The 14,028-nt window shown below is 71.4% G+C and carries 13 protein-coding genes; 9 read left to right on the top strand and 4 right to left on the bottom strand.

Annotation, left to right across the window (positions count from 1 at the left end):
* Nucleotides 1–26: 26 nt before the first annotated feature.
* Both K6T13_RS02820 and miaB read right to left on the bottom strand, forming a co-directional pair.
* Complete coding sequence (locus K6T13_RS02820; protein WP_222896799.1) at nt 27–911, bottom strand: hypothetical protein; 885 nt, start codon at nt 909–911, stop codon at nt 27–29.
* 39 nt (nt 912–950) lie between these two features.
* The gene (gene miaB, locus K6T13_RS02815) at nt 951–2,453 is read right to left on the bottom strand and encodes a tRNA (N6-isopentenyl adenosine(37)-C2)-methylthiotransferase MiaB (RefSeq protein ID WP_222896798.1); all 1,503 of its coding nucleotides are present in this window, start codon (nt 2,451–2,453) and stop codon (nt 951–953) included.
* Nucleotides 2,454–3,507: 1,054 nt separating this feature from the next.
* Between miaB and K6T13_RS02810 the strand changes: the two genes are divergently transcribed.
* Nucleotides 3,508–3,702, top strand: coding sequence for a hypothetical protein (locus K6T13_RS02810; RefSeq protein ID WP_222896797.1), 195 nt, complete (start codon nt 3,508–3,510; stop codon nt 3,700–3,702).
* 8 nt (nt 3,703–3,710) lie between these two features.
* On the opposite strand, the gene K6T13_RS02805 is transcribed toward K6T13_RS02810, so the two are convergent.
* Nucleotides 3,711–4,829, bottom strand: a complete 1,119-nt coding sequence (locus K6T13_RS02805; protein ID WP_249423903.1) for a glycerate kinase — start codon at nt 4,827–4,829, stop codon at nt 3,711–3,713.
* Nucleotides 4,830–4,843: 14 nt separating this feature from the next.
* Nucleotides 4,844–5,887 (bottom strand): LacI family DNA-binding transcriptional regulator, encoded by a 1,044-nt coding sequence (locus K6T13_RS02800; RefSeq protein WP_222896795.1) that lies wholly within the window; start codon nt 5,885–5,887, stop codon nt 4,844–4,846.
* A gap of 123 nt (nt 5,888–6,010) precedes the next feature.
* Between K6T13_RS02800 and K6T13_RS02795 the strand changes: the two genes are divergently transcribed.
* From K6T13_RS02795 to K6T13_RS02760, 8 genes are read left to right on the top strand one after another with little or no spacing between them, the layout of a single operon-like run.
* Complete coding sequence (locus K6T13_RS02795; protein WP_222896794.1) at nt 6,011–7,246, top strand: amino acid ABC transporter substrate-binding protein; 1,236 nt, start codon at nt 6,011–6,013, stop codon at nt 7,244–7,246.
* A gap of 42 nt (nt 7,247–7,288) precedes the next feature.
* Nucleotides 7,289–8,167, top strand: a complete 879-nt coding sequence (locus tag K6T13_RS02790; protein WP_222896793.1) for a branched-chain amino acid ABC transporter permease — start codon at nt 7,289–7,291, stop codon at nt 8,165–8,167.
* Nucleotides 8,151–9,269: a branched-chain amino acid ABC transporter permease gene (locus K6T13_RS02785; protein WP_249423902.1), complete on the top strand. Its 1,119-nt coding sequence runs from the start codon at nt 8,151–8,153 to the stop codon at nt 9,267–9,269. Before K6T13_RS02790 ends, K6T13_RS02785 begins: the two co-directional genes overlap by 17 nt.
* Nucleotides 9,266–10,039 carry an ABC transporter ATP-binding protein gene (locus tag K6T13_RS02780; protein WP_249423901.1) on the top strand — a complete coding sequence of 258 codons (774 nt, stop codon included), beginning with the start codon at nt 9,266–9,268 and terminating at the stop codon, nt 10,037–10,039. The genes K6T13_RS02785 and K6T13_RS02780 overlap by 4 nt, the downstream gene beginning before the upstream one ends.
* On the top strand, nt 10,029–10,775 hold the full coding sequence (locus K6T13_RS02775) for an ABC transporter ATP-binding protein (protein ID WP_222896792.1): 747 nt from the start codon (nt 10,029–10,031) through the stop codon (nt 10,773–10,775). Before K6T13_RS02780 ends, K6T13_RS02775 begins: the two co-directional genes overlap by 11 nt.
* A 33-nt stretch (nt 10,776–10,808) precedes the next feature.
* Nucleotides 10,809–11,945, top strand: a complete 1,137-nt coding sequence (locus K6T13_RS02770; RefSeq protein WP_222896791.1) for a Gfo/Idh/MocA family protein — start codon at nt 10,809–10,811, stop codon at nt 11,943–11,945.
* Nucleotides 11,942–13,120 carry a dihydrodipicolinate synthase family protein gene (locus K6T13_RS02765; protein ID WP_222896790.1) on the top strand — a complete coding sequence of 393 codons (1,179 nt, stop codon included), beginning with the start codon at nt 11,942–11,944 and terminating at the stop codon, nt 13,118–13,120. The genes K6T13_RS02770 and K6T13_RS02765 overlap by 4 nt, the downstream gene beginning before the upstream one ends.
* On the top strand, nt 13,117–14,019 hold the full coding sequence (locus tag K6T13_RS02760; protein ID WP_222896789.1) for a sugar phosphate isomerase/epimerase family protein: 903 nt from the start codon (nt 13,117–13,119) through the stop codon (nt 14,017–14,019). The genes K6T13_RS02765 and K6T13_RS02760 overlap by 4 nt, the downstream gene beginning before the upstream one ends.
* The last annotated feature ends 9 nt before the right edge of the window (nt 14,020–14,028 follow it).

The following is a 14,028-nucleotide window of genomic DNA, read 5'->3' as shown; positions in this document are numbered from 1 at the left end:
ACCGAACGGCCGCTCTGGCCGCGAGCTCACGCGGCAGTCCCGCAGCGACACCGTCGTTCGGTCCTTTCGGCTACGGCGGCCTTCAACACCAGCTCGACCTCGTGGGGCTGGAACATCACGTCCTCCCACGTGAAGCGCAGCACCAGCCACCCGTGGACGGCGAACCGGTTGTAGCGGCGGGCATCCCGCGCCAGCGCGGCCCGGTCGCCGTGCCACGCGAAGGAGTCGGCCTCGATCACGATGCCGAGCCGCTCGTCCACGAGGTCGGGCCGGCCCAGGAAGGTCCGGGCGCGCAGCGCCACCTGCGGCACGGCGCAGAGCCCCGGGACCTGGAGGGCGACGGCCCGCAACGCCGACTCGAAGGCGTTGGCGGCACGGCCGTCGGCGCACGCGGCGACGCGCCGGATCCGGGCCGAGCCGGGCCCCCGTGCGTCCCGCGCCATCGCCCGTAGGCGCCCGGGGGCGAACCCGTCCCGGAGTGCCGAGTCGGCGACGCACAACCCGTCCGCGAACGACCCGGTGCGCAGGCAGTCCGCCAGGGTGCGCTCGGGCGAGGTCGCGATTCCCACGACGTCGTCGGGGCCTAGGTCGATGCGGTGCACCTCCACTCCGCGTCGCCGCTCGGGTGCAGGTGCCCGACCCTTGGCGAGGGTGACGTGCGGGCGGTCCGGCGGTAGCCGCACCTGCCAGCCGTGATGGATCGCAGCGCTCTCGTGGGACACGACCCCGCTCAACCGGTGTGCGGCCACCAGCGCCTCGTCGGCGGAGGCCAACGCATACCGGCCGCGGGCGACGGCCGTGATCGCCCCGCACGCCAGGGCGGCATCGACCGCGGCGCGGCTGGTGGCGCGGATCAGTGCGGCTCGGGTGGCGACGCCACCCATCCGTCCCAGCACCTCGACGACCGACACACCCCCAGCATCACGCGGTACGGCGGGGCGGGCGGTCGGTCATCCACAGGCAGGCGCGGCGGGCAGCGGCGGTGGGACGCCGACACCGGGCATGCCCAGGCCGACCGAGCCCGGTGCGGTAGGAGCCGTGGTGCGGGCCTCCCACGCGTCGCCGGAGCGGGTACGCCGCACCTCGAGGACCGGCCCGTCGGCGACCAGGTGGTGCGGCGCGGCGTAGGAGATCTCGACGGTGACCATGTCGCCGGGCCGGACCTGTTGGTCGGCCGGCGGGGCGAAGTGGACCAGTCGGTTGTCGGGGCCGCGGCCGGAGAGGCGGTGGGTGGCGGCGTCCTTGCGCCCCTCCCCCTCGGCCACCAGCAGCTCGACCCGGCGACCGACCAGCCGCTGGTTCTCCTCCCACGCGATCTCGTTGACCAGCGCGACGAGACGGTCGTAGCGCTGCTGCACGACGGGGCGCGGCACTTGCTGCTCCATCGTCGCCGCCGGCGTACCGGGTCGTGGGGAGTAGATGAACGTGAAGGCGCCGGAGAACCGAGCCTGCCGGACGACCTCGAGCGTCTGCTCGAAGTCCTCCTCGGTCTCGCCTGGGAAGCCCACGATGATGTCGGTCGTGATGGCGGCGTCGGGCATGGCGTCGCGGACCCGCTCGATGATGCCGAGGAACTTGCGCTGCCGGTAGGAGCGGCGCATCGCCTTCAGCACCCGGTCCGAGCCCGACTGCAGCGGCATGTGCAGCTGGGGCATGACGGTCGGCGTCTCCGCCATCGCCTCGATCACGTCGTCGGTGAACTCGGCCGGGTGGGGGCTGGTGAAGCGCACCCGTTCGAGCCCCTCGATCTCGCCGCACGCACGCAGCAGCTTGGAGAAGGCCTGCCGGTCGCCGAACTCCACGCCGTAGCTGTTGACGTTCTGACCGAGCAGGGTCACCTCGCTGACGCCGTCGGCCACCAGGGCGCGCACCTCGGCGAGCACGTCGCCGGGCCGGCGGTCCTTCTCCTTGCCGCGCAGGCTCGGGACGATGCAGAACGTGCAGGTGTTGTTGCAGCCGACCGAGATCGAGACCCAGGCGGCGTACGCCGACTCGCGCTTGGTGGGCAGCGTGGAGGGGAAGACCTCGAGCGACTCGAGGATCTCGACCTGGGCCTCCTCCTGCGCGCGGGCCCGGTCGAGCAGCGCCGGCAGCGAGCCGATGTTGTGGGTGCCGAAGACGACGTCGACCCACGGCGCCTTCTCGACGATCGTCGAGCGGTCCTTCTGGGCCAGGCAGCCGCCGACGGCGATCTGCATGCCGGGCCGCTTGGCCTTCACGGGCGCGAGGTGCCCGAGGTTGCCGTAGAGCCGGTTGTCGGCGTTCTCCCGTACCGCGCAGGTGTTGAAGACGACCACATCGGGATGGCCGGCCTGGTCGCCCCCGGCTGCGGGGTCGAACCGGACGTAGCCCGCGTCCTCCAGCAGCCCGGTGAGCCGCTCGGAGTCGTGGACGTTCATCTGGCACCCGTAGGTGCGGACCTCGTACGTCCTCGGCGCAGCGTGTGGGTTCATCAGGAGGCAAGGCTACGTCCGGTGAACATCCGCGAGCGAATCATGCAGGAGGCGTCGGAGAGTGCCTCCTGGGGTCCACGACGCTGTCCCACCGCCGACTGCTCGACGGTCTGGGTGTACCCCAGGCGGCAGTTCGCCCAAAGTGCTCACGGGCACACTCGTCGCGACATACCGTTCGCACGTGGCCGCCGACACAGACGCGCATCAACCCGGCGTTTCTGTCTACCAATCAGGTCCTGGCGAGTGGGTCGCGACCGCGGAATGCAAGTGTGGTTGGGCCGTCGAAGCCAGAGCTCAAGTTGGACCCACGGCGAAGGGGCGCGCACGGCGACTTGCAGAGGCGCACGCACTCGACCCCTCGGATGCGCCTGTAATCCCCCGTGTTGATGTCCATGCTCTCGCAACAAGGGTCGGGACTGCCCTCTGGGGAGCGGCTGGGCTCGCTCTCCTCCTGCTCGCCGCCGCGATCCCCATCATGCTCATCATCGGGGTCGTGAACCTGTTCTCCGGCGGGGATGACGGCAGCCCGGCTGACCGAGGCGAACCCACTGTGATTACCGACAACGGTTCGCACAGCGACTGCGATAGGGCCGTAACGCAGCAGATGGAGAGCGAGTACGGCGGGAGTTGGGGCAGCGGTGCTTGGCCGGAAGGTGAGTACCCACGGCGCGTCAATGAGTGCAAGGGCGGCTGAGGGCCGCCGCGAGCGCATCTACGAACGCTCGCATTCACCGGGCAAGGAAGTTGTCCCTACCAGGGGCGCGGTGCGCCGATGCCCAATGGTGCGGAGTCGCGAGGTCGTGGCTCCCTCGGCTCTTCGTCGCGCTCAGAGCGAGAGACGTTGCTGTCGTCCAACGAGCGCTACTTCTGCGCTCTGCTCTTGATGGGTGTCGAGCACCTGCCTGCGTTCGAGATGACACACAAGGTGTTTCTGAGCGCTGACGATGTGGCTGGCAAGGCGAGGCCGGACAAGACGTGCTCACCGCGATGCGGGCGGACTTGCAGGCGCTTCCTGGCACTAGGCTGCGACTCCACGACTGATCGGGGGTTCTCCATGTCCGAGGGCTACTACGTCCTGGCCGGCATCGCGGCCGTCCTCTTCCTGGCGCTCTTCGTGCTGCGCCGGCCGTCGCGCCGCAGCCGCTCCGCCTCCTCGTCCTCCGAGTCCGGGGCCGGCTACGAAGAGGCGCGGGCCTGGACCGAGATCAGGCAGCGCAACCACGACCACGGTGGTGGCCTCGGATTCTGACCGCCTGCTCAGCAAGGGTGCAGGTATGCCCTCGCGATCTGCTCGCCGAGGCGCGTCAACAACGGCTCCGGGTCGTCGATGCACCGCTGCGCGTCCGGCTCGAGGTCGAGCAGGGCGTACGACGAGGCGATGTGGACCGACCGCAGGACCGACTCGTCGAGGCTCCGTCGCCCGCACACCGCGACGACGGGAACTGCCGCCCGCCGGGCCCTACGAGCGACGCCCACCGGCGCCTTGCCGTGCAGGCTCTGCTCGTCCAGTGACCCCTCGCCGGTGACCACCAGGGTGCTGCCCGCGAGGGCCTCGTCGAAGCCGAGCAGGTCGAGCATCAGGTCGATGCCCGGACGCAGCCGTGCTCCGAGCACCGACACCGCGGCGAAGCCGACCCCGCCGGCCGCTCCGGCGCCGGGCTGGTCGCGCAGGTCACGGCCGAGCTCTGCGGCGACGACTTCGGCGAACCGGCCCAGCGCGGAGTCGAGCAGCTCGACGTCGGCGGGCGTCGCTCCCTTCTGCGGCCCGTAGACCGTCGCCGCGCCGGCGTCACCCAGCAGCGGGTTGTCGACGTCACAGGCGATCACGAAGCGGGCGGCTCCGACACGGGGGTGCAGCCCGGACAGATCGGCGCGCGCGACCGTCGACAGGGCCTCGCCACCAGGCGGGAGGACCCGCCCCTCGGCATCGAGCAGCCGCACCCCGAGCGCCTCCAGCATCCCGGCGCCGCCGTCGGTGCTCGCACTCCCGCCGATGCCGACCACCACCTCCTCACAGCCGGCGTCGAGAGCCGCCGCCAGCAGCTCACCCAGCCCCCGCGAGGACGCACCCAGCGGCGCCGGGACACCGCCTGGCAACCGCGCCAGGCCGCAGGCGTCCGCCATCTCGACCACCGCCGTCCGTCCCTGCCGGGCCCAAGCAGTGGCCACCGGCTCCCCCGTCGGACCGGACACCGTCGCCGGCACCCGCTCGAAGCCGGCCGCGAGAGCGGCGTCTAGGGTCCCGTCACCGCCGTCGGCGACCGGCAGTGCCACGACCTCGGTGTCCGGAACCACCGAGCGGATCCCCCGCCCCAGGGCGTGCGCCACCCCGGAGGCGGGCATCGATCCCTTGAACTTGTCGGGTGCGAGCAGCACCCGGCACGCCCCACTCATGCGGGCGGCGGGGCCGTCGAGTCGCGGACCACCAGCTCGTGGCCGACGCGGCGGCGACGTGGCCGGGCGGCGGGATCAGCCAGCGCGAGCTGCAATGCCTTCTCCCCCATCTCCACCATCGGCAACCGGATCGTGGTGAGGGACGGCGCCAGGTCGCGCGCCACCGCCACGTCGTCGAAGCCCGCGACCGAGACCTGCTCCGGCACCCTGATCCCCCGGGCCCGCAGCACCGACAGCACCCCGATCGCCATGTCGTCGTTGAGCGCGAGGACGGCGGTGGTTTCCGGGTGCCGGTTGAGCAGCTCTTCGGCAGCGCGACGTCCGCCTTCCCGCGTGAACTCAGCCTCGGCGAGCGGCAGGTCGTCATAGCGGATCCCGACAGCCGTGACCGCTTCCGCGACCCCGGCCAGCCGGTCGGCGACGGTGGTCAACCCCCGGGAGCCGGTGACCAGAGCGATCCTGCGGTGGCCCAGGGCGGTGAGGTGCTCAGCCATGCTCCGCCCGCCTCCCTGGTTGTCGGGCAGCACCGCGTCCGTGCCGAGGTGGTGTCGACCGATGACGGCGACCCGGCCGCCACCCGCTCGAAAAGCGTCCAGGTCGGCGCGGGCTCCCGCCTGCACCTGCGGGTCGACGAAGCCTGAGCCGGCGATCAGGATCGCTCCCACCCGGTTGGCCACGAGCGTCCGGATCTGCTCCAGCTCGAGCTCCGGGTCGCGTCCAGAGTGGCAGATCTGCACCGTCAGCCCAGCCGGGGCCGCTACGTGCAGCACGCCGCTGGCGATCTCGGAGAAGTAGGGGTCGCCGATCTCGTGCACCACGAGCCCCACCGACCGCGACTTGCCGGCGGCCAGGCTGCGGGCGTGCATGTTCGCGACGTACCCCAGCGAGCGTGCCACTTCCCGCACCCGCTCGGCCACTGACTCGCTGACGCCCGACGCGCCGGACAGACTGCGAGAGGCGGTGGCCAGCGAGACCCCGGCGGCCTCGGCCACGTCCTGCAGCCGCAACGCGCGGGGGCGCTCGTCCCTGAGGCCGGTCATCGGCTGTCCTCCATCGATCGGTGGGGTGAATTCGGCTGTGACCCTTGCCACGTGCCGGGGGTCACACCTACAGTACCCGAAAGCGCTTACGAAAGCGCTTCCGCAGACAGTTCGAGGAGCGACATGAAGTCACGCAGCACCACCTTCGTCCGCCTCACGGCCCTGGCAGCCGCGGCCACCCTCGCCCTGACCGGGTGCATGAGCTCGGGGTCCAGCGGCAACGAGGGCTCCGACGACGACGGCGCCATCCAGATCGGCATCTCGCTGCCCCTCACCGGCGACTTCTCGGAGCCCGGCAAGGGCGTACAGCGCGGCTACGAGGCCTGGGCCTCCTACGTCAACGAGAACGGCGGCCTGCTCGGTCGGGACGTGGAGCTCACCATCCTCGACGACCAGTCGAACGCCGACCGGGTGGCAGCCGACTACGAGAAGCTCATCAACCAGGACGGCGTGGACCTCGTGTTCGGCCCGTTCTCGACCCGCCTCGTGGTTCCCGCCGCGCAGGTGGCCCAGGACTACGGCTTCCTGTTCGTCGAGCCCGCTGGTGCCGCCGAGGAGGTCTTCACCCAGGGCTTCGAGAACCTCTTCTACGCCGCGCCGGCCGTCGCCGACGACCACTACAACCACCTGGCCGAGCACCTGGAGTCGCTGCCGGACGACCAGCGTCCGAAGACCGCAGCCTTCGCCGCCATGGACGACCCGTTCGCCATGGGCACGGCCTACGGCCTCAAGGACAAGCTGGAGGCGATGGGCGTCGAGATCGTGGTCGACGAGGTCTACCCGCCGAACACCACCGACTTCGGCTCGATCGCCGCCAAGATCGCCGACAGCAAGGCCGACATCGTGGTCGGCGGCACGCAGTACCAGGACGCCGTCAACCTGATCGTCGCGCTGCAGCAGCTCAACTACCAGCCGGAGATGGCCGCGTTCTCGACCGCGCCCACCAACCCTGAGTTCCCCGAGGCGATCGGTGACAAGACCGAGGGCATCCTCTCCCCGACGGGCTACACCCCGGACGCCTCCTACGAGTCGAACCAGGAGTTCGTCGACTACTACACCGAGCTGAACGGGAATCCGCCCGCCGAGGACGAGGCCAACGCCTGGACCACCGGCCAGGTCGTTGCCGCCGCCGTCGAGGCCGTGGGCTGCGCCGACCCCGACCCGGAGTGCCAGCAGCAGCTCATCGACTGGCTGCGCGGGAACGAGGTGGACACCGTGGTCGGCCCGCTCACGTGGGACGAGGCCGGCCGGCCGCAGGGGGCGCACCTGATCCAGCAGTACGTCGACGGCGCGATCCGGATCGTGCTGCCCGAGGAGGCCGCGGAGGCGGACCTGATCCTCGACAAGCCCGCCTGGTGACCCCCCGCTGCTGACGCACCCCGATTCCACGGAAGGCACACCATGTCCCTGCTGCTCCAGAGCATCGTGCTCGGCGTCCTGCTGGGAGGGCTCTACGCCCTCCTGGCAGCGGGCCTGACGCTCTACTTCGGCGTGATGCGGGTGGTGATGATCGCCCACTCGGCGTTCCTGATCCTCGCCGCGTACCTCGCCTGGTACTTCACCACGAGCACGGGGCTCGACCCGCTCCTCTCCCTGGTCGTGACGGTGCCGCTCTTCTTCGGGATCGGGGTGCTGATGCAGCGCCTGCTGCTCTCACGGCTGCGGCCGGCGACGCTGACGATGATGTCGGTGCTGCTCACCTTCTCCATCGCGCTCGTGATCGAGGGGATGCTGGGCTTCGTCTTCACCGGCACCCAGCGCCGGATCCGGCTCGACTACGGCGCAGCCAGCTTCGAGGTCTTCGGCGCCAACGTCGCGGTGGTCAAGCTGATCGCCTTTGCCCTGGCGGCCGTGTCGTTGCTGGGCCTGTACGTGCTGCTGAAGAAGACGCAGTTCGGCCAGGCGCTCCGGGCCACCATCCAGCACCCGGAGGCCGCCCGGCTGGTCGGCATCAACACCGACCGGGTGGCTGGCTACGGGTTCGGGCTCGGACTCGCGACCGCCGCCATCGGAGGGACAGCGCTGGCGCTGGACTCCACCATCTACCCCTCGCTCCACTGGCACTGGATCGGCCCGCTGATGGCGATCATCGTGGTCGGCGGTCTGGGCAGCATCCCGGGCGCCGCCATCGCGGCCCTCGTGCTCGGTCTCGGCCAGAGCCTGCTGCAGATCCCCCTGGGCACCACCTGGGCCCAGACGTTCTTCTACGCGGCACTGTTCCTCACGCTCATGGTGCGGCCGCAGGGATTCTTCGGAGGTCGTCTTGCGCAGCGCTTCTGACACCGCCCCCACCACCGGCCGCGGGCTCCTGCTCGCCCGCCTCGCGGGACTCGTGGTCCTGGCCGCGCTGGTCCTGTCGTTCCCCTCCCTGGCCCCCGACCCGTTCATCCTCTCGGTGGGCGTGGTGATCATGAGCTACGCCGTGCTGGCGACGTCGTGGAACTTCGTCGGCGGCTTCACCGGCTACATCTCCCTGGGCCACGCCTCCTACTCCGGGCTCGGGGGCTACGCCACCGGGCTGCTGGTGATCCACACCGGCGTCAACCCATGGCTGGCCATGCTGGCCGGCGGCCTCGTCGTGGCGGCGCTCGCGGTGCCGATCGGCATCGCCAGCCTGCGGGTCCGCGGCGCGTCCTTCGTGATCGTGTCGATCGCCCTCGTGCTCATCCTGCTGCTGGTCTTCCAGTCCTGGGGCTCGTTCACGGGCGGCTCCAACGGACTGCGGATCCCGCGGCCGTTCGACCCCTCGGTGCTGCGCCCCGAGCAGCACGAGCGCTTCTTCTACCTCCACGCCGCGCTGCTCGCGGTGGCCCTGCTCACCTGGTGGGCCATCGACCGGTCCCGGTTCGGCATGGGCCTGAAGGCGATCCGCGAGGACGAGGACAAGGCGCAGTCGCTGGGAGTCCCCACCTTCCGCTACAAGCTGGTCGCCTTCGTGGTGTCGGCGTTCTTCACCGCCCTCGGCGGCGGCCTCTACGCCCTCTGGTTCGGGTTCCTCGACCCGATCTTCCAGTTCTCCATCCTGGTCGGCTCCTACATGGTGCTGATGAGCCTGCTCGGCGGGATCCGGAGCCTGTTCGGCCCGCTGCTCGGCGCCGTGATCGTCGGGTACGCCGTCGAGTACTTCAAGAACCAGTACGGCGACACGCAGTTCCACCTCGTCGCCATGGGCCTGCTGCTGGCCGTGGTGGTCCTGTTCATGCCCGACGGCATCATCCCCGCGATCTCCCAGCTGGTCGCACGGTTCCGGCCGCAGGCGGCCTCGATCCGCGAGATGACCCAGGCCGACCTCGCCCAGCAGCGGCGCGGCGCGGCCGAGGAGACAGACGACACCACCGACGGCGCAAGCCCGTCCCGCGAGAACGAAGGAGCACACCGGTGACCGCCACCAGCCCGCAGCCCGAGGCCGTCGCCCCGGCCGAGGTCAGCCTGGCCACCGACGGGCTGCGCAAGGCCTTCGGCGGCGTCCAGGCCGTCGACGGCGCCAGCGTCCGCTTCCACCACGGCAAGGTCAACGCCCTGATCGGACCCAACGGGTCGGGAAAGACGACGTTCTTCAACTGCGTCACCGGGATGATCCAGCCAGACGAGGGCACGGTGACCTACCGCGGCCGCGACATCACCCGCAAGCCGCCGCACCGGGTCGCACGGGCCGGCATCGGCCGCAGCTTCCAGCTGTGCCGAATCTTCCCGCGGATGACCGTGATGGAGAACCTGCTGGTCGCGGTGCGGCCCGGCAGCCTTGGGCGTCAGCTCCGCAGCGCCCAGGACCGCGCCGACATGGAGCGTGCACGCGGGCTGCTGGCTCGGGTGGGAATCGACCACCTCGAGCACGCCGAGGCCCGTGACCTCTCCTACGGCCAGCAGAAGCTGCTCGAGCTGGCCGGCGTGCTGATGGCCGACCCCGAGACGATCATGCTCGACGAGCCCGCCGGCGGCGTGAACCCGGCGCTGATCGACAGGATCGCCAACCTCGTCCGCTCGCTCAACGCCGAGGGAAAGACCTTCATCGTCGTCGAGCACAACATGGACCTCGTCATGAGCCTGTCGGACCACGTGGTCGTCTTCGACCGCGGCCGCCAGATCTGCGAGGGAGCGCCGTCGGTCGTGCAGAACGACCCCCGAGTCCTGGAGGCCTACCTTGGCGTCTGAACACCTGCTCGAGCTCGAGGGCATCGAGGCCGGCTACGGCCGGGCGGCCCTGGTGCTGCGCGGCCTCACGGTCAAGGTCCCACCCGCCACCGTCGTGTGCCTCGTCGGCCCCAACGGCGCCGGCAAGTCCACCGTCCTGAAGGTCGCCAGCGGCATGCTGACGCCCCGCAGCGGCACCATCCGGGTCGCCGGCGAGGACGTCACCCAGAACAACCCCCAGCAGATGCTGGCCGCCGGGCTCTCCCACGTCCTCCAGGGCCACAGCGTCTTCAAGGAGATGACGGTCGAGGAGAACGTCCGGCTGGGCGCCTTCTCGGTCAAGGACCGCTCCGAGGTCAACGACCGGATCGACTTCGTGAAGTCCCTCTTCCCGGTCGTCGCCGACCGCTGGAACGCCCTTGCCGGCGCTCTCTCCGGTGGGCAGCAGAAGCAGGTCGAGTTCGCGCGGTCGTTGATGGTGAGCCCCCAGGTGGTGCTGCTCGACGAGCCGTCGATGGGCCTGGACCCCAAGGCCACGGGCACCGTCTTCGAGCAGGTGGTCCGCATGCGCGACGCCGGCACCGCCGTGCTGCTCGTCGAGCAGAACGCCCGGCGCGCGCTCGAGACAGCCGACCTCGGCTGCGTCCTCGACCTCGGCCGGGTCCACATCTCCGGCCCCGCCCAGGAGCTGCTGGAGGACCCGCAGCTCGCCGAGCTCTACCTGGGTGGCCGTCCGCAGGCCCCCAGCACCAGCTGACCACCGCTTCCGCCACTACCGCGAGGACCACACATGCCAGACACCACCTACCGCATCCTGATGAACGGCGTCACCGGCCGGATGGGCTACCGCCAGCACCTGCTGCGCTCGATCCTCGCGATCCGCGACGACGGCGGGGTCCCGCTCCCCGACGGCGGCCGGCTGCAGGTCGAGCCCGTCCTCGTCGGCCGCAACGCCGACAAGCTCGAGCGCCTCGCGACCTACCACGGGATCGCCGACTGGACGACCGACCTCGACACCGCGCTCGCCGAGGACGGTGCGCCGATCTACTTCGACGCCCAGGTGACCAGCGAGCGCAAGAAGGCCATCCTCAAGGCGGCGGCCGCCGGCAAGCACGTGTTCACCGAGAAGCCCATTGCCGAGTCGGTGTCGGAGGGCCAGGAGCTCGTGGACGCCGCGGCCCAGCACGGGATCATCAACGGCGTCGTCCACGACAAGCTCTACCTGCCCGGCCTGATGAAGCTCAAGCGACTCATCGACGGCGGCTTCTTCGGCCGCATCCTGTCGGTCCGTGGGGAGTTCGGCTACTGGGTGTTCGAGGGTGACTACCTGCCCGCCCAGCGCCCGAGCTGGAACTACCGCGCCGAGGACGGCGGCGGGATGGTCCTCGACATGTTCTGCCACTGGAACTACGTCCTCGAGAACCTCTTCGGCGGCGTCGAGGCGGTGACGGCCCGGGCCGTGACCCACATCCCGGAGCGGTGGGACGAGAACGGCGAGCCGTACGCAGCCACGGCCGACGACGCGGCGTACGCGATCTTCGAGCTGGAGGGCGGGGTCATCGCCCAGGTGAACTCCTCGTGGGCGGTCCGGGTCGAGCGCAAGGAGCTCGTGGAGTTCCAGGTCGACGGCACCCGCGGCTCCGCGGTGGCCGGCCTGTTCGGGTGCCGGATCCAGCCGCGGGAGGCGACGCCCAAGCCGGTGTGGAACCCCGACCTCCCCACCACCGAGGACTTCCGCGGGCAGTGGCAGGAGGTCCCCGACAACCAGGAGTTCGGCAACGGCTTCCGCGCACAGTGGGAGCAGTTCCTCCTCGATGTCCACCACGGCCGCCCGCACCCCTACGACTTCGCGGCCGGCGTCCGCGGCCTCCGGCTGGTCGACGCCGGGCTCGCCTCGTCCGCCGAGGGCCGACGGGTCGAGCTGTGACCACCACCCACACCCGCCTCGGCTCGGTCGTCGTCCCCCGGGCCGACGGCAGCACGGCGACCGTCGGGCTCCGCGAGCCGCGCGCCTGGGCGCCCCACCCGACGCCCTTCCGGGAGCGGGTGGCCTTCGCGGCCGCCCACGTGGTGGCCGACCCACTGGCCGAGAACGTCCCCGGTGCCCCCGCCGCCCTCGACTGGGAGGCGACGCTGGCGTTCCGCCAGCACCTGTTCCGTCACGGGTTCGGCGTCGCCGAGGCGATGGACACGGCCCAGCGCAACATGGGCCTGGACTGGCCCGCGGTGCAGGAGCTGGTCAGCCGCAGCGCCGACCAGGCGCGTGACCACGACGCCCGGATCGCTGCCGGGGCAGGCACGGACCATGTCGGAGCTCTCGCGAGCGCCGCGGAGGTGCGCGACGCCTTCGCCGAGCAGGTCGCCTTCGTCGAGGGCACCGGCGCCCAGGTGATCCTGATGGCCTCGCGGCAGCTGGCCGCCGTCGCCCGCGGTCCTGAGGACTACCTCGAGGTCTACGGTGAGCTGCTGCGCCAGGTGCGCGAACCGGTGGTCCTCCACTGGCTCGGCGAGGCGTTCGACCCGCAACTGCGGGGCTACTGGGGCGACGTCGACGTCGACGCCGCCACCGAGACGTTCCTCGGGCTGGTCCGCGAGCACGCCGACCGGATCGACGGCGTCAAGGTGTCGCTGCTGTCCGCCGACCACGAGACCGGGCTGCGAGCCGCGTTGCCTGAGGGGGTGCGCCTCTACACCGGCGACGACTTCCACTACCCCGAGCTGATCCGCGGCGACGGCACCCACCACTCCGACGCCCTGCTCGGCGCCTTCGCGGCCGTCGCCCCGGCGGCCGCAGCCGCGCTCGCCGCGCTCGACGACGGGGACCTCGCGACGTACGACGCCGAGATGGCGCCGACGCTGCCCCTGTCGCGACACGTCTTCGAGGCCCCCACGTGGCACTACAAGACCGGCATCGCGTTCCTCGCCTGGCTCAGCGGTCACCAGCCCGGCTTCACGATGGTGGGCGGCCTCCAGGCAGCCCGCAGCGTGGTGCACCTCGGGAGGCTGTTCGAGCTGGCCAACGAGGCCCGGCTGCTGCCCGACCCGGCGCTGGCGGCCCACCGGCTGCGGCTGGTGCTCGACGCGGCAGGGGTGCCGCGATGACCGTCACCACCGCGGTGGACCTCCCCTCAGGCACGCCCGCCCGCGTCCCCACCCCTGCCCCGGGCGACGCGCGGCTGGCCAGGCTCTCCCTCAACCAGAAGACCGTCGACCGGTGGTCGCTGGCCGAGGCCGTCGACGCGTGCGCCTCCCACGGCCTGCCGGCCATCGGCGTGTGGCGCGAGCCCGTGGCCGAGGTCGGGCTGGACACGGCCGTCCGGATGGTCCAGGACGCCGGGCTGCGCGTCTCCTCGCTGTGCCGAGGTGGCTTCATGACCTCGCCGGAGGCGGCCACGCGGCGTGAGCGGCACGACGACAACCGCCGCGCGCTGGACGAGGCTGCGGCGCTCGGCGCCCCGTGCCTCGTGGTGGTCCCCGGGGGGCTCCCTCACGGCGACCGGGACCTGCGGGCCGCCCGCGGGCGGGTGGCCGACGCCGTCGAGGCGCTCGTCCCCCACGCGCTCGAGACCGGCGTCCGGCTCGCGATCGAGCCGATGCACCCCATCTTCGCAGCCGACCGGGGCGTGGTCTCCACGCTCGACCAGGCCCTCGCCATCGCCGAGCCGCTGCCGCAGGCGGCGGTGGGGGTCGTGGTCGACACCTTCCACGTCTGGTGGGAGCCCGGCGTCGAGGAGCAGATCGCCCGGGCGGCCGACCGGGTGGCCAGCTACCAGGTCTGCGAGTGGATCACGCCGCTGCCGCCCGACGCCCTACTTTCGCGCGGGATGATGGGCGACGGCCACATCGACTTCCACCACCTCACCTCCTGCGTGTCCGCGACCGGCTACCGCGGCGACGTCGAGGTCGAGATCTTCAACGCCGACGTGTGGGCTGCCGACGGCCATGCCGTCGTCGACACGCTGGCCCGCCGTTACGTCGAGCTCGTGGAGCCGCACCTCTAGGGCGGCCCC

The organism is Nocardioides coralli, from assembly GCF_019880385.1.
Classification (GTDB): domain Bacteria; phylum Actinomycetota; class Actinomycetes; order Propionibacteriales; family Nocardioidaceae; genus Nocardioides; species Nocardioides coralli.
Note: the sequence above shows the minus strand (reverse complement) of the source record. Positions and strands in the feature narration are given on the sequence as shown.